Source organism: Chitinophaga eiseniae, assembly GCF_012641265.1.
GTDB classification, from domain to species: domain Bacteria; phylum Bacteroidota; class Bacteroidia; order Chitinophagales; family Chitinophagaceae; genus Chitinophaga; species Chitinophaga eiseniae_A.
Genome location: NZ_JABAHZ010000001.1, coordinates 1597487 through 1614146, shown reverse-complemented (window position 1 = coordinate 1614146; position 16660 = coordinate 1597487). Strand labels below are relative to the sequence as shown.

14 protein-coding genes are annotated in these 16660 nt (G+C 45.1%); 3 read left to right on the top strand and 11 right to left on the bottom strand.

The window, feature by feature from the left end; translation table 11 throughout:
- Positions 1 to 27 precede the first annotated feature (27 nt).
- From HGH91_RS06215 to HGH91_RS06165, 11 genes are all read right to left on the bottom strand, one after another.
- Positions 28 to 897: a glycosyltransferase family 10 domain-containing protein gene (locus HGH91_RS06215; RefSeq protein WP_168737553.1), complete on the bottom strand. Its 870-nt coding sequence runs from the start codon at positions 895 to 897 to the stop codon at positions 28 to 30.
- Between the two features lie 24 nt (positions 898 to 921).
- On the bottom strand, positions 922 to 1539 hold the full coding sequence (locus HGH91_RS06210) for a hypothetical protein (RefSeq protein ID WP_168737552.1): 618 nt from the start codon (positions 1537 to 1539) through the stop codon (positions 922 to 924).
- A 5-nt stretch (positions 1540 to 1544) separates the two neighbouring features.
- Entirely contained in the window at positions 1545 to 2201 is a 657-nt protein-coding gene (locus HGH91_RS06205) for a glycosyl transferase (protein WP_168737551.1), read from the bottom strand.
- Positions 2202 to 2204: 3 nt separating this feature from the next.
- A complete protein-coding gene (locus HGH91_RS06200) occupies positions 2205 to 2855 on the bottom strand; it encodes a hypothetical protein (protein ID WP_168737550.1) in 651 nt (216 codons plus the stop codon).
- Positions 2810 to 3886, bottom strand: a complete 1077-nt coding sequence (locus tag HGH91_RS06195) for a hypothetical protein (RefSeq protein WP_168737549.1) — start codon at positions 3884 to 3886, stop codon at positions 2810 to 2812. Before HGH91_RS06195 ends, HGH91_RS06200 begins: the two co-directional genes overlap by 46 nt.
- A gap of 7 nt (positions 3887 to 3893) precedes the next feature.
- Positions 3894 to 5063 carry a hypothetical protein gene (locus HGH91_RS06190; RefSeq protein WP_168737548.1) on the bottom strand — a complete coding sequence of 390 codons (1170 nt, stop codon included), beginning with the start codon at positions 5061 to 5063 and terminating at the stop codon, positions 3894 to 3896.
- A gap of 20 nt (positions 5064 to 5083) precedes the next feature.
- Positions 5084 to 6346, bottom strand: a complete 1263-nt coding sequence (locus HGH91_RS06185) for a hypothetical protein (RefSeq protein WP_168737547.1) — start codon at positions 6344 to 6346, stop codon at positions 5084 to 5086.
- Between the two features lie 7 nt (positions 6347 to 6353).
- A complete protein-coding gene (locus HGH91_RS06180) occupies positions 6354 to 7610 on the bottom strand; it encodes a thioredoxin family protein (protein WP_168737546.1) in 1257 nt (418 codons plus the stop codon).
- Between the two features lie 61 nt (positions 7611 to 7671).
- Complete coding sequence (locus HGH91_RS06175; RefSeq protein ID WP_168737545.1) at positions 7672 to 7944, bottom strand: hypothetical protein; 273 nt, start codon at positions 7942 to 7944, stop codon at positions 7672 to 7674.
- Between the two features lie 168 nt (positions 7945 to 8112).
- Positions 8113 to 9762, bottom strand: coding sequence for a vitamin K epoxide reductase family protein (locus tag HGH91_RS06170; protein ID WP_168737544.1), 1650 nt, complete (start codon positions 9760 to 9762; stop codon positions 8113 to 8115).
- 563 nt (positions 9763 to 10325) lie between these two features.
- The gene (locus HGH91_RS06165; RefSeq protein WP_168737543.1) at positions 10326 to 11645 is read right to left on the bottom strand and encodes an amidohydrolase family protein; all 1320 of its coding nucleotides are present in this window, start codon (positions 11643 to 11645) and stop codon (positions 10326 to 10328) included.
- A 1206-nt stretch (positions 11646 to 12851) separates the two neighbouring features.
- Between HGH91_RS06165 and sbnA the strand changes: the two genes are divergently transcribed.
- From sbnA to HGH91_RS06150, 3 genes are all read left to right on the top strand, one after another.
- Positions 12852 to 13820 (top strand): 2,3-diaminopropionate biosynthesis protein SbnA, encoded by a 969-nt coding sequence (gene sbnA, locus HGH91_RS06160; protein ID WP_211092209.1) that lies wholly within the window; start codon positions 12852 to 12854, stop codon positions 13818 to 13820.
- 5 nt (positions 13821 to 13825) lie between these two features.
- Positions 13826 to 14791 (top strand): 2,3-diaminopropionate biosynthesis protein SbnB, encoded by a 966-nt coding sequence (gene sbnB, locus HGH91_RS06155; protein WP_168737542.1) that lies wholly within the window; start codon positions 13826 to 13828, stop codon positions 14789 to 14791.
- A gap of 252 nt (positions 14792 to 15043) precedes the next feature.
- Entirely contained in the window at positions 15044 to 16660 is a 1617-nt protein-coding gene (locus HGH91_RS06150; protein ID WP_168737541.1) for an MBL fold metallo-hydrolase, read from the top strand.

Genomic DNA, 16660 nt, shown 5'->3' with positions numbered 1-16660 from the left:
TCTATTTAATATTTGATATAGAAATCATTACAACAGGCATTCTTTTAGAACATCTTTGTCGTTAACTGCCATCCAGATGATATTTAGCGGATTTAAATCCGTCAGAAACCTTTTCTTTTGTTGTTTTATATATTTAATCCTTTGGCGGTATTCGTTATTTTGTATCATTTCGATTATACGCGCAGCCGCCTCCAGTGGCTCTTTTACATTAACCCTCACAAACGCCCGTTCGTCAATAAATTCTTCCAGGTTCTGGCATCCGTCATAGAAGCAGAGCGTTTCGGTAATAAGCGGGTCCACGATTTTTTCCGTGAAGTAGCCATTTTCAAAAGAGTTTTCGCTAATGAAGTGGTATTTATATGGCCATAGCCCATCATATTTTTGTACGATTTCCCCTTTGTATTTGGTCAGCTTCTCATGAAAACTGTTGCCGTAATTTTTTCCCCATATATCCAGCCCCTCTTCAATAAGCTGATCGAGAACATTTACCATTTGAAGGCGGTGGAAATGGCCTTCCATGAAATTCAGGTCGCTGGTAACACAAGAAAATAACTTAGTTTTCTGAATACGGATACCATTGCCACCATGGTGGCGGGCTCCATATATTTCGGCCGGCCAAAAGGGTAAAGGCAGGTACATGGCCTCCGTACGTACGCAAGCGTTATCACGCCTGTTGGGAGAAGCCGGTGGCTCTGTCAGAAAAGTAATGGCTTTCCCGCTGTCATACCCGGGGAAGTCTTTATGGGGCCTGGTTAGAATAATCAGCCTGTCATAGTTGTCGTCCGCAACAAACTCCACATTTTTCCATGATAATTTTCCCCTGCCATACCGCTTTAACGTATCCAGGTAGCTTTTATCATGTTCCCAAAAACAGGTGACCCGTACTTTTATTTTCATATTGTAATTTTATGGATTGACGCATTACATGGGAATATCATATTCGTTGAATACCCGCCCTACAAATTCATCCTTAATGCGGGGACTGGGAAAGTCACTACCGTCGCCAAAAAGACCATAGCTATCGTGTATCATGGCATGTTCTTTTACCTGTGGATAGATCATTTGCGCCAGGAAGAGTTGATCGGTGCCTTTCAGGCTCTTATAAGGGTATTGCACTATTAAGTCTTTCATCCCGGCCATATTCCTGCAGCCCCACATTCCCCCCATGATATGTGCCGTATGTTGGGGATGGTCCCGCATAATATGAAAGTGGTGGTCGCTGTTAAGCCAATGGGTAACCGCATCTACCTCTCTTTCAGATAGCCTGGAGTCTGTGTCCCGGCAAATCATAATATCGGCATCCTCGGCGGCATAAAAACGCCAGAACAAACCTGCAAATACATCGGAAGGGTCCATCAGCACTATTTCACAGTCTTCCTGCCAAATGTTTTTAATCAGGTCGGGCGCAGCGGAGCTGTCTACATAGAAGCGGCAAGTCCATCCGGGATATAACTTTTTAGCCAGATGGATATTTTTTACGGCGCCGGTCCAATACATGGCATTATTGCCCCATAAAGAGAAGGAGATAACTTTCTTCATACTTTTTATTTACTCAAATAACTATCATATACCTGTTGATACTTTTCCAACCTCGCGGAGGTGGCCCTGAAGTAGTCGGCAATCAGGCCCCTGGCATGATGGTTCCTCACGGTTACGTCGGAATAGCCGAAATCTATTTGTACGGAAACAAATGGATAGAGCACCATTTTATGGCTCGTTATTTCCGATAACATACCGTCAGCCGTGTCATCATGTTGAAAGCCCGCATCCAGTATTTTCCTGAATATGGGCCGGTATAGAATAACGAATTGGCTACACCAAAAGGAATCTATCCAATACCTGTTCCTGGTAACAGGAACAGCATGGTTAAACCCGCCTATCCCTCCACTCAAAAGCTCTGCACCCTGGCTTGCAGCCTCCAGTATGTTCCGGAATAGAAAATCCCTGTTGTAAGAAGTGGTGAAAGTGTGGTCATCTTCGCAAAGAAGAATCACGTCGTCCTCCTCCTGTTCGGCCAGCTGTATCACTTTTATAATACTGTGCCAAAGGCCTACACGACTATTTTCATCCCTGCAGGCATTTATTATTTGAAGATGGAACTCGCTTTTTCCTTCGAATTGCTGTAGCAGGTGCTGTCGCCGGTCGGTCCGCTCTTGCAGGTTAATCGCGTATGCTGGTAAAACGATATTGTCAAATTCCATATGTCAATGCGCTGTGCTGATGGATGAATAATATTCCTTCACGTGTTGAAGCGAAGCCAGTTGCCCGGTAGGATCTCCATAAAAAGGACTTGACCCGGGGAGGGCATTTTTTTTTGGTATTTTTTCAGTAACAGGGGAGATAAACGGATACAGCAATAATTTGTTGGCCGCAATAGACGACAGTACCCCATCTATGGCTATTTCTGCATTGTCTCCATCTATCCTTATGTTCAGCAGGGCATTATAGCACCGCCTGAATAGCACAATAAATTGGCATCCCAGGAATTTGTCCAGCCAAAACAGGTGTTGATCCACCTGTATAGCTGATTCCATCCAGTTAACGGCGCCCAGTAATATATCTGCATTGTTCTTTTGCGCAGCGCTGATACCCGCCTCGAGGTAGGCAGCCGTATAGTGGGCCGTGAACTGGTGATGGGTGTTGGATAGGATAAACAGATCGTCACCGGCCATTTGGGCGGTTAATGTTAATGCCTTTAGTTCCACCAGTGTCAGTAGGCGAGGCCCCTCGGCATGGTGAATGATGAATTCAGGTTTACCGGTGAACTGATCCGTTATGGCCTTATTTTCCGGGGGCCCGGAGAATAAGGCTACCTTCCATTTTGGGCCATCAGGTTGTTTAATTGCTGACTCCATAGCTGCGCTATTTTTTGTTTTCGTATAATATTGTGTGTATACATTTTCTTTGAGATGTCCTCCAGGTCTGCCGTCCTGAGCTTTGCTTCCAAATCGGGGAAGGAGTTAAAGTAAGTGATATGTGGCATCCACGTTGCATCAAACCAGTCGCAGTTGTTTATCCATTGCGCTACGACATCGGCTTTTTGATAATTGTTTGGGTCGTTGGGTGAGATAGGTAACGCGGTAGGCCCCTGGATGCCCGCAATCTGCATCCAGGAAATCTCTGAAAATATGCCGAGGTGCGGGAACCGGGTGTACAGTTCCATACAGAACTCCTTTGATGGGAAGAATAGCGGGATGCAGGCGGTATAGTATTCAAACACTGTCATTACAGAGACATTGTAGGGTATCACTATCACGCCGGCATAGGTCGACATATCTGCCCACTTAAACCTGCCCAGGGCTTTCTTGAGGACGGTGTTTACGTTTCTCAGGGGAAGAAGGGCGTGTTTGCTGTCGACCAGGAACCGGCGGCCCACCGGGCGCCAGGGCGTACTGGCATGGTCGCAATAGCTGGGAATGTGTGTCCAGGAAATATTGGTGAATTTTTCGCAATACTGCTGATCGTATTTATTGTTGGCTACACGACAAAGGAGGTGCTGGCTGCTTAATTCAGATAAGCCGTTATTCAGCCATTCCCATTTTCTTTTGCTCATCGTAAAAGGCGCTTCATACCGTGTTGAGGCCACCACAATGATTGGCTTATTAAAATCGCGGTAGAGTAGTGCAAAAGCCGGCGTATGCGTAACGACAAATGCATCATACATACACAGCGTATCCCGGTATCGCTGATAAAACCGCCGGCACATGGTTTCATTCAGATGTTTCCAGGTATATTGATTTACAACGTCTACCTCTTTTTTCTCCCAACCATGTACCCAGCTATGGGAGGAAATGGACCAATGATCAACGGAGTGCCCCAGCCCCTCAAAGATATCCATGAGGTCTTTTATGACGGTGGCGTGTAAATCCAGGTTGAATAATTTCATAAGTGAATTAGTGAATCTCCGGTGAAGAGTGAGGTAAGAAGATCATTATCCGCGCTTCCCATAGTAACCTGATAAACGCCATGCAGTCGGTGATGTCATATTCAGCTCCAAGAATGCTGGTCAGCGAAGCTATTGTATGGCTGCCATTGCATTGGCCAATCAGCCTTGCCTCGTAATCGTCCACTACCGCCAATACTTTGTTGGTATGTATATTTCGTAACCAAAACGCCTGTTCTGATGAGGTGATGCTTTTTTCAACGATAACTGATGAAGATAATTTTGGAACCAATTGTAACAGCTGCCTGTTATCGGTTACCTTTTGGGCCAGGATGTACTGTTGTTGAAATACCTGTTGTATGCGGGCAAAAGCCGGCTCCCAGCGGTAAATGTCCAACTTACTTATGTTAGCCGGCGAAAAGGCTAGCAGGCATTCCAGTTCTTCGGTTCCGGCGATATCTGCCACGTAATTGATTTCCTCGAGCAACAGTGCAGGGGGAATCCGTTCCACTGCATGAGAGCCCGGCCGTCCATGGAAGCCGGAAGCGATAAAAGCCGGTAAATTATCTTCCGTTACCAGGCCTCCGAAGCCATGCTTTCCCGCTACAATCACGGGCAACCCCAATAGCAATCCTTCCACGGCTATTGCGCCGGCAGACACCAATATATCGCAGTCTGATAAAAACGTGGTATGATCTCCCTCATATGGGATAAATGTGATGTTGTCATTTGCCAGCGGTTTAAGTTTAGCGATGACTGCTGCAGGCGCCACAAAAAAGAAGCGGAGGTATAAAAGACAATTGAATCCCTTGATGACCGACAAACCGGTGTCCAGGCAGCAGGTAACATCATCCGGAATATAATAGATCCTGGAGATTTGGGTATTGCGGGCTGGCGGCGTCAGATAATTGCATTTTTCAAGGAATGGAGCGGCTATGTTGGCGACCAGTTCTGGTGCAACACCCCATTCAGTAAGATCTATCCCATTCCCTATAGTAATGAAATGCACCGGATATGTCAGGTCTATAGCAGATAACAGCGCCTGGCGGTCATAAATGATGCAGGTACAGGCACTATCCGGATGAGGATCGTGATATACCAGCAGGCATCCTTCCTGGCAAACGATACGGTCGCTAAGTAGCCGGGCGTTGGTAATAATCTTTGAACTGCAAACCTCCATATACCTGGTAGTTGATGATATTAATGACTGTTTTCGGCATATCCGGCATGTTCCCGGATGATCAACAGGCGCTTTTCTGTTGTGGGGCTGGTCATCGACACAAAAGGGCAAAGCACCATTTTGTTGCTGCTAAATGCCGATAAAATGTCGTTTTCGGGGGAGGTGGCGTCATTTAAATAGGCCAGTATTTTAGAGAACGCAGCTTTGAAGATGATCGTAAATTGAGGGTGGTTAACCGATCCCACCCAAAACCTGTGTTCCGAAATAGGCACCACCAAACCAAAATCAGTTCCTCCGCCGAAGAGAATATCTGCCCCCTGGTGATAGGCCTCCAGGATATTCCGGATTAAGTAACCGCCGGAATAGGCGGGTGAAAACTGGTGATATTCATCACAAATGATGATGGCATCGTCTTCTGTAGCTATTGCCGCTGTCATGATATTTTTTAATACAGTAGCAGATGACAGGAGATGGGAGGGGTGTTTATCATCGCTGTGAATTACGATGGGCACCAGTTCCGGTTTATCAGAAAAATGCCTGTCAATATATTGATCAATATCCCCACTGGTTGTTTTTACGATGTAAGTGGTGATATAGATACCCTCTAAGCTTATTTCATCCTGGGTGAGCGTCTTCTGATGGGTGGAATAATACCCGGCAATATTTTTTAAGGTGGTGACGTTTGCTTCACTCGTCTTAAACAGCTCGTCCACTCTTCCTGCGGCATTGTTTTTGGCGGTTACATCTGAGTAGCCAAATTCTTTTTGAATAGATATAAATGGATGGATGAATAATTTTTTATCTGTCAGCGAGGATATTTTAAGATCTGCGGCATCGTTATCATAGAAAGGGGTATGCAATATCTTTTCGTAGAATTTTTTGAAAATAACGGTGAACTGTAAACCTGTGTATTTTTCCGTCCAATAGCTATGCTGGCTTAATTGTATGGCGCTATTAAACCAGCTGGCCCCTCCGCAGAGCACATCGGCATGGTTGCTGACGGCGTCATGAATGGCCGTTGTCAATAATGGGAAGCTATAGTGTTCCGTAAATTGATGATCATCTTCACAGATGATGAGATATTCAGTATCAGTGGTATATGTCCGTATAATATGTTGTAATGTTAGCCAAAGCCCTTTGGCGCCAATGCTATCTTCAATGGCATCAATAATTGTTAACCGGAATTCCGGGCGTCCTTCGAATGCTTTTGTAATATGCGCTTTCCGGTCGGCCCGTTTTTTTAAGTTGATAGCGACGGTTGGAATGGGTTTAAAACTATTCATAAGGCGGTTAATTCAGTAGCTGGTAAAAGGCTTTTTTTTGCTGTTCAATAAAGCTTTCATTTATATACACCGTATTGCTGCGGTATAACAGGATACTTTTGTCAATCCACTGCCGTATTAAGGATGCATTCAGTTTGAGCATAGTGTTGAAATGCTGTTTGTAGCCATAAATGATTTCAAATAATTCTTCGTTTATCAATCTCGTTTCATAAAGAAAGCCTTTTTTGAATGCTGATGGTGCTTGTTTTGTTGATGAACTTCGCCCGAATTTTACTTTCAAAGCGTCTCCCAAAGCCAGTTGATCGTATATCGTTAATGAATCGATGTTTACATTCATGATATATTTATCTGCAAATTCGTTGGCCGCTGTGATAAAGCGGTTACTGTCTTCTGCAGCCAGGTAGTATCTGCAGGATAGGTAGAGGCGTTCGCGGTTTCTGGAGAACGGGAAGGGGTTTAAGCTATCGCTCATCGCGAGGGCTTCATTGAACCACGTAGCGTCCCCTTGTTGCCCTGCGCTGTCTGTATAGTCCAATAATCTGCTTTTTATGATATTCCATGGGCTCATGAACTCCCAGGATTTCACGGGATATTGTGCATAAGCATGCAATAATACCCTGGCAGCCTTTCCCTGAAGTGGCATTCGTCCGAAATAACCTGTTGATACCATTTGTAGTACTTCCGGCGAGTAGATGGAGTCTGCTGGTAATGTTTCCAGGTAGGTTTCAACTAAAGTAGCGTTGGGTTGATGCAGGGCACTTAATTTTTTGATATAATCCCTGATGGCAATTTTACTATAGTTACCGGTCGTTATTTTCTGCTGCATATCCTGCAGGCTTACGTTGTCATTTATATTGGAAAGCGCCTGGCGGGCAATTTGTATCATGGATGCTGCCGGCCTGGCGCCACTGCCAGTCAACACCAGCGCTCCTGCAGCGTTAAAGAAAAGGAAGGAAGGATAGCTGTGAATATTGTTTTGAAGGGTAAAGTCTTTTCCATATCCTTCTTCCGCATTTATTTTAATATTTATAAACTCGCGGTTAAAGAAGGATGCGACAGGGGTTTGGTTAAACACATGATTATCCATCCATTTGCAGGGACCACACCAGGTAGTATAAATATCCACAAATATTGGTTTATAGGCCTTTCTCGCGTGCTCCAATACTTCCTTCCACGATTGGCTGGTGGTGTCGAAGCCAACAGATTGGCCGGCAGCATTTGTGACGACCAGTAGTAACACGATAATATGCGTTATCAATTTCATATATGACATGGTTTACTAACCGAAATAGCAGGTGACATAAAGTGCACCTGCCATTTCAGATTTATCCTTTGCAGAGTGCGGCCACATAGTAACCGGAAGGACAGGTGGCCCCGCCTTTAACGGCTATATCCTGGCAGTTCTCATTGGAGGTGCAGCTGCTAACGCCTGGCAGTGTTGTACCTGGCCCGCAGTTGTTAGAGCTGTCGCAGCAGTAAACTACGCACCTGGTACCAGAGGTGTTGCTGCCGTCGCCACCCAATACATTTTTTAACTGGTCCCTGGTCAGCACTTCTGCGGCGCCTAACTGAAACGCTTTGAGTGTTAATTTTTTCATTTGATCAGTTTTTGGGTAAGAAAATAAATGCTGCCTTCCGGAGTATTAATCGGGAAGGATGTGTTACCGGCTGCATTGTACACTGTAACCCGGTATCAGATTATAAAAACGGGGCAGTTGCCGTAGTACTCCGGTAACTGCAGGCGTCCCCTGTTTCCTCATGGCTGCCTACACCGCGAGGAAATATTTTAGATCCTCCACTGTATATATATCCGGCATCTGGTGGCCGTTTATAAAGAAAGTAGGAGTGGCTTTTATGCCGGTCTGATCGCACCACTGGCGCATGGCGTCGATTTTCTCGTTCTGTTGATTTAACTCGCCATTCATGGGATATTTAGCTGCAAAGCGATCGTAATCTTTTTCTTTTGCGTGGTACCAATCGTCCAGCCCCTGTTTTATGAGGGCATTATCTTCTTTGCTGGTGTCGGCGATGGCCAACAGATGTTTGACAGGTTGGGCAGATTTATCTCCTTCTTTGTTACTGGCCGTAAAAATTATCTGGATCTGTATATCCGGATTGTTTTCAAGCAATGCTTCCAAAGGAGTATGAGCCCGGGCACAGGGACCGCAGTAGGGATTGCATACTTTAATTATCTTATGAGGAGCAGATGGGTTGCCAAGTGTAATGCCCATTCCATCTGTAGGAAGGGTTATACGTTTTTGCTTATTAAGCAAGGCCTCAAAGATTTCGGTATTGTGCTTTAACCGTTGCAGACGGATCACATTTTCCTTACTTTCTTTCGCTTTTTTAAACACCGGCAGTAATGCTACTGATAGCATAAAAGGAAGTACGTAGGCGGTGATGACAGCTGGTAACCAGCCAACAGGAAAGGATACCGGTAGCAAAGCTTCCAGTCTTCCTGCCAGCAGGAGTATCGCAAATTGGAAGAGTAGTAATGCCTGCACGAAAACGCAAATGACGCACCATTGCCTGGCAATACGCCATTGGTAGTAGAGAGAAAAGAAAGTATAAGGGAGAGCCAGTAATGTGAGCCAGCCTGTAATGAAAAGTACCTGGGGACTGTTAATGCCGTTGAATAGCATCAGCAGCATGGTACCGGTAAAATAGGTAAACCCGATTTTGCTCCAGCTTATACCAGCTATTTTCGCAGCGCCCGACTGAAGTATCGCATTGCAGTTTGTTTTTTTACCAGCACTGCACATTTGTTGCAACGCAGGGTTATGCTGATCGAGTTCGTACCATAGCAACAGGAACCCTGCAACTGCCCCGGCAAAGCTTAATAACGCATATAGCAGGGAAAACCAGCTGTTGGCGCCATATTGCAGCCAGGTGGCCAGGCCGGCAATACATAATATGATAGGAAAGGTTATTATTCCTAGCTGCGATAACGCGCCTTTCAGTTTTTCGTCTTTTGCTTTTTGTTTGTAATCTCTTTCTCCGGCAAATTCCCTGGGTTCTGCCAGCAAAACTACTCCCATGTATCGCTCAAGAAAATCTTCCTTTCTGCTATGCGTCCATTTAAGCGCCACCGGGTCATAATAATCAATGTTGTTATCATCTGCTTTTCTTACAATCGTGAAGTAGTCGGGCTGCTGCTTTGTCCCCTTTATCTGGGTAATGAAAGGGGTAGGAGCCGTAAGTAGTTTGTCAGGATCAAGTCTTGCGGCAAGATTGTCTACTCCAAATCGGTTCAGGACATCGCTTATACTCAACAGGCTGTTGAAGTCCGGGTGCTCCTCCAGCTCTTTACTAATGGTGCCGGCGGTGACAGATACCTTAAGCTCTGCCAGCAACAGGCGGGTAATTTCCGGGCCGTTATTTTTGGGCTCAAATAGTTTTGCTAGGAATGAATTCATCTTGTAGGGTTTGTATATCCGAATAACCAGGTAATAGTTGTCCTTAGCCGCTGCAAAGCAGGGCCACCTATTTTAATCATATTTACATTGGCTTTTCTTTCCTGAGACAATCCAATACGTCGTAATACACAACGGGGATGACTATCCGCCGATCGGCGGTAGCAACCACATTGGATGTTGGGCTATCAATTTTTACAGGTGAATAAAATCAATCATCCCCTGTATCTGGAATAAACGGGTACATGATTGCTGATTGATTGTGTTAACTTTTTGGCACTTTGTAAATAATGACCTGGTTGCGTTACCAGGTCCGGGAATTCAGGTACTGTATAATACTATTACCTCAATACCAATATGTATGGTTTAAGAAAATTAACAAATATTGCTTTAAGGGTTTGTGCAATGATATTGAGGAAAGTCATTAGTCCAGGGTATTTTGTGATAGTATAGTCAATAACTAATATCTTATCATGTCGTGGCTTTGCCGGGTATTAGTTGAGCGTCCTTACAAAACTAGAAGAGCACAGTACCTTAAACTACCACTATTTTGATCTGTTTCGCTGCTATTTTGATAGCATTCCTTTGCTCACTTCCTGGCCCGCTTTATAAACCGCTGCAATTTTCCGTGTATTCCTGATATCCTTTGAAGGGTCATCATCCAGTAGCAACAGGTCGGCTACTTTTCCCTTTTCGATGGTGCCGGTATGCCGGGCGATATTCAGCGCGCTGGCCGCGTTCTTGGTGGCAGCCATGATGGCTTGCAGGGGCGTTAACCCCGCCTGTACCATCAGTTCCATTTCAAGGTGCTCTGAAAACCCTTGTGCACGCACCGGTTGTGCGCCGGAATCGGTGCCAAGCGCCACCGGTATACCTGCGTCTGCCACTTTTTTCACATTTTTCATAGCCGTTTCAAAGGCGTGCACATTGCGTTGATACGATGGGGATCTTTTTATATTATCCTGGTACTTGTCGGACGTGATCATTTCATAAACGCCCGGCTCCAGGGAGGCTTTAAAAAATGGATCATTGATCCATTCCGGTTTACGGGCATAGATATACGCATATTCATCGAGTGAGAGGGTAGGTATATATATGATGCCACGGCGTTTCATCTGTTGTAACGTAGGTGCGTCTATTTCTTTGTCGCGTACGCTATGGGCCATGATGTCGAGCCCGTTATAAACCAAACTTTGGGCATCTGCGAGATAGTAGAGATGGGAGGCTACCCGGATATGATGCTGATGAGCACGTGCGATGATGGTTTTGTAAACGCTGCTATCCATTTTAGGAGCGCTACCGCCGAAATCATCCACCCACATTTTGATAACTGTAGGTTTAATGGACGCCAGGCTGTCAATTTCCATGGCCGCCTGTTCCGCTGTTGCAGGATGATAAATAAATGGCATCGCGGGTCCGCCTTTGGGCGCGGCAAAGCCATACCCTGCTGAGTAGAGGCGGGCGCCGGGTAGCAAGCCGCCGACGGAAGAATCGCGGAAGCCCGATTGAAAGAGCATGGAGTGATCAGACCCCATGACGAGTATGCTGGTAACACCATAGTCCATATATTTTTTCAGCTGGGTTAAGATGTTTTCACGGGTATATGGATCTTTTACTGTGTTACCAATCATTCCCACATGCACGTGACTGCTAATGATACCGGGCATAGCGGTTTTCCCGGTACAATTGACAACCCTGGCGCCGGGGGCCTCCAGGTGAGCGCCAACACCGGTAATAACCCCGCCCCTGATGAGAATATCTGTGTGCGCTATGGGCGCACCGCCATTTCCGTCTATCAATGTAAGATCTTTCAGCAACAGGGCATCTGGCGAATGGAGGCCAGAGATGGGGGCCAACAGTAAAAGAAATAAGAGTACGTTTTTCATAGTTTTAGTATTGCGTGAAAAACAGATCGCTATCAGCGGGTTACTTCGTAAAGGTACTAATTCCTCACTGCTACTCACCAGGTGGAGCCTTTGTTACTTTTAAGCAACGAATTTTGAATATCCGGATGTGGTGGTGTTTAATAATTGTTCGGTATCCTATTAGTATAATTAAATGAAAATAGTGCCAGATGGCAGGTGCGCTGAATAAGATAAGATTGCCCGTTTTGTTAGAAATGCCCACTGAATTAATATTGCATGGGATTTTTGTAGAGAGGTGATTTTACTGATGTTTCCGGGACATCGTCCTATATTATGGGAAATTTAATTTTTTATTTTTTCTTGATAAGACTTTTTGCCGTTTCAAAATTATTCGTTTACTTTACTAACGAATACATTTCTATCACGAACTGAAAAGTATTTACAACAAACAAGAATGCGTTGTTTCCACCACAACTGTATTTCCTTTGAACCCTATTAATTGCTTATTTTTCAATCCCATGAACGTTTAAAAACTAATAGGAGATACAAGCACCAGGGTTTGTACGTTTGCGTATAAAAACTGTTGCCCGTAGGCCCTCAAAACCCGTTTAGAAAACCCGTAGTTAAGCTGCAAAAGCTTGACTTACATGCTATGTATGTCGGAAAGAGAGCGTTTCCACAAAGCATTTAAGAAAAGAAACTGTGCGTCTGGTTTCCTGACCGGTGTAGCTATTGTTGCACCCGATCAGGCATACATACTGTTTTATATTTGAGAAGCGGAACCGGAAATCGTGCTGCCATAGCTATCGCTACCCTACAATTGTCACACCAGGGAGTAAAAGCTGCATACCTATTATGCTGTAGAAAGCTGTTGAGATAAACATGCTTGCTATAGGCATATAGATGCCTTTTCTTCATCTGGATTTCCCTTTCATATGAACGAATGACTGTCGCACCTGCAAGGAGTTTTTTGCTTCCCTGCAGTGTAGAAGAAATATTGTGTCAGCCAACGTAGAATATGAATACAACAAAGAGTAAAATGAATAAAACAATAACGGATAGATGAATGGAAAACAGCTGTGTAAAATAGATTGATTTAGCCCGGACCTGTAGACACCAGAAGCATTATAGCCCTCTGTCATTAAGAGAAAACACAGATTTTATGTAGCCATGATTTTGTTATCCTGACGTACCATTTTAATAATTCATTCGAAAACCTAAGATGAGATGATGTTATCTTCCCTCCAAAAAATCAGCGCCCTGATCGGCAATACCCCTGTTGTAGAGCTTAATATGCCCGGTGTTTCCCTGTTTACCAAACTGGAATACAGAAACTATTCAGGCAGCATTAAAGACAGGGCCGCTTTTAGTATTCTCTCCAACGCTATCCGCAGCGGAAGAATAAACAGTGATACACTCATTGTTGAATCGAGCTCTGGTAATTTTGCTATCGCACTGGCACGCATTTGTAAAGACATCGGACTACGTTTTATCCCGGTAATTGATCCCAATATTAACCGCGAGAATGAAGCGATGTTACGGTTGTTCACCGACAGGGTAGTAAAAGTAGAAAAAGAAGACAGCACCGGGGGATATCTCCTCACCCGGATTGAAACGGTGAAGGAATTGTGTGCCCAATATCCTAACAGTTTCTGGACGAACCAGTACGATAACCCCGACAATTTCAAAGGATACTATAATACCCTTGGAAAGGAGATCTGTGACAGGTTTGAGCACCTCGACTATATGTTTATTGCGGTGAGTTCCTGCGGTACTATCAGTGGTATCTCCCAGAAAGTAAAGGAGAAATTTCCGGACATCACCATCGTTGCAGTGGACATAGAAGGTTCTGTTATCTTCAATGTTCCTCCGCAGAAAAGATATGTTTCCGGTCTCGGCTCCAGTAAAGTGCCTTCTATATTGGAACACGCCATCATTGATGAAATCATGATTGTATCCCACGAAGAACTGGTAGCCGGTTGCCACGAGCTGGTGAGAGACCAGAATATCTTCGCGGGCGCCTCCTCAGGAGCGGTATACGCTGCCATTAAGAACTATTTTGCTTCACATGCCATCCAGGGTACACCGGTGACGCTTTTCTGTTGCGCCGACCGGGGAGATTCCTATATCAACAATGTATACGACAAGAAATGGGTGAATAACATGATGGAAAAGCTATCTACCATAAAAGCATAATAAACATGTACTATTTAAGTAAATCCGATCTGTTGCACCTGGGGATTAACTGGGAAGAAGTGATCGAAAAGATCAAAGAAACCGTTTATACCCTGAAAGATGGCGATTTCGCCCAGCCCATCAAACCCTATCTGAGATACCGGGACGTCACTAACCGTATCATTGCCATGCCGGCATTTGTAGGAGGTAAAGTATCTTTTTCCGGCATAAAATGGATTGCCAGTTTCCCTGATAATATCAGGAAAAATATTCCACGCGCCAATTCTGTTACGATATTGAATGACGCCGATACTGGCGTACCAGCCTGCATTATCAATACCAGCCATGTCAGCGCTGTGCGCACCGCCGCGGTAACCGGCCTGGTAGTAAAGGAATATCTTCAGCGCAACCGCCAGGAGAAATTAACCGTAGGCATTATCGGCTTCGGACCTATTGGCCAGCAACACCTCGACATGATCAGCACCCTGCTGGGTAGCCGGTTAGACCAGGTGAATATCTACGACCTGAAGCAACCCGATAGATCGCTCATCCCCGCTGCTTTGCAGGAAAAGGTAAATATCGTGGATACCTGGGAAGAAGCATTTGAGCACGCCGATATACTGATGACCTGTACGGTATCCAAAAAGCCATACATCAATAAAGTTCCTAAAAAAGGTTCCCTGCAATTGAATATTTCCCTGAGAGATTATGTGCCGGAATTTATCAACTATGCAAACCATATTGTCGTGGACGACTGGGAAGAGGTATGCAGGGAAAATACAGATATCGAAGTAATGCATAAAACAAAGGGACTGACAAAGTCAGGCACACTGTCACTGGTAGACGTTATCTGCGGAGATAAGTTGCAAAACGCCGTGGAAGAAGTGGTCATGTTTAATCCAATGGGAATGGCCGTATTCGATATTGCTACTGCTGCCTACTTTTATGAGAAGGCAAAAGCAGCCGGCGTCGGTACGGTGCTCGCCGATTAAAATCAACGCCAGAACTTAGTTCTTTTTGTTAAAGAATCTGGATGCTTACCGGAAGATGCTTTTTGTCGCCGATAGCCACCGGTATGGGTGGAACTTACCTGGCTGCCGAAACAATATTATCTCGGGTAACATCTATGAAACACATGTGTTTCCGCCAGGGGAATGCTGGTACTTATGTCGTGATAAGCACAGCGGTACTTTGGAGGAAACACTTTTATGCCCAACATATTGTTCAAATGAAACTTAGCAGCCATGAGTGGTAATAAATTTTACTTAAAGCCTAACGTTGTAATAGAACCTTTATTTGACAGGTGGTATGCCTGGAGTCACCTGATATCGCCTGCCACCGCCGCCATGAATGTGGTAGGCAGACATCTTGATATCATGGATTCCTTTATCGTGGAACCGGCTATTCATGCGGAAGCAGTGCTGAACCCAAAAATGAAAGGCGGCCCTTTCATGGATATACCCGTTCACCGCGTTGAAGAAGTAAAGGAACTGTACGATAGAACCGTGAAGCAACAAGACAGGGCATTGAAGTTTTCCAAAGCGGTGAAAGAGCTGGACCGCATGCTGGAAGCGGAAGGGAAGGGAATGGGTATGGAAACGCTGTACGAAAAAGTTCCTCCCATTCTCAAAGGATATGTTGAGCTGTTTTACGACCGGAATAATCACGCAGATTTCCGCTTTTTTGAAGCGTTGTTATATAAAAGCCACTTCTATAATAAGTCTTCCCAAAGCATTGCTTTATGGGTAACAGAGAATGATCATCGTCCTTTTTGTTTGAGTACGCCAAGATTGGATGAACCGGGCGTGCTGCACCTCGACATTCCATTTGATCATACCGGTATTGATGAACTGGCAAAAATGAAACGCAATCCGCAGGACTTGGAGTATATCAAAACTTTATTGGGTATTTCCCCTGCCCAGGAAGCGCTCTTCCATACCTTTTTTACCACTACGCCGCCACCGGTTTACAAGAAATATACGGGCGACAAAATCCGCATGCGCTACTTCGGACACGCCTGCATTCTCGTGGAAACCAAAGATGTGAGCATCCTGGTAGACCCGCTGATCAGCTACTATGGCTATGATAGCGATATAGAACATTTTTCTGATGCAGATCTTCCGGATGTGATTGACTACGTGCTGATCACCCACAATCACCAGGATCATATCCTGTTTGAAACGTTGTTGCCACTCCGTCATAAGATTAAGCACCTGATTGTGCCCCGCACCAACAGCGGCCAGCTGGAGAACCCAGATCTGAGGCTGATGTTCAGCAATATCGGGTTCGACCAGGTAGAAGCTATCGAAGAGATGGAAACAGTTGAGTTTACCAATACCACGATTACCGGTTTGCCCTTTACCGGGGAACACAGCGATCTGAATATATTGTCGAAGGCCTGCTACCTGGTACAGATCAGCGGCTTTAAGCTGTTATTCCTGGCAGATTCCAGGATCAGTGAGCCTGCCCTCTACAAGCATATTCACAGCAGCATCGGCGATGTAGATGTGATGTTCCTGGGCATGGAATGCGATGGGGCGCCATTAACCTGGTTATACGGTCCGCTGATGACGAAAAAGATTACCCGGGAGCAAGACAGCAGCCGGAGGCTGGCAGGTTCCGATTGTATGAAAGGAATGTCGCTGGTGGAGATCTTTAACCCAGGAGAGGTATACGTATATGCAATGGGAATGGAGCCCTGGCTGGAATTTATCAGTAGTATTAAATACACTGATGCATCCAACCCAATCATCCAGTCCAATAAATTGGTCAAAAACTGCGAAGAGAAAGGAATGATTGCGGAGCGCCTGTTTGGAGAAAAGGAGTTACTGTATGAACGGAAATATGCTGCCACAGAATAA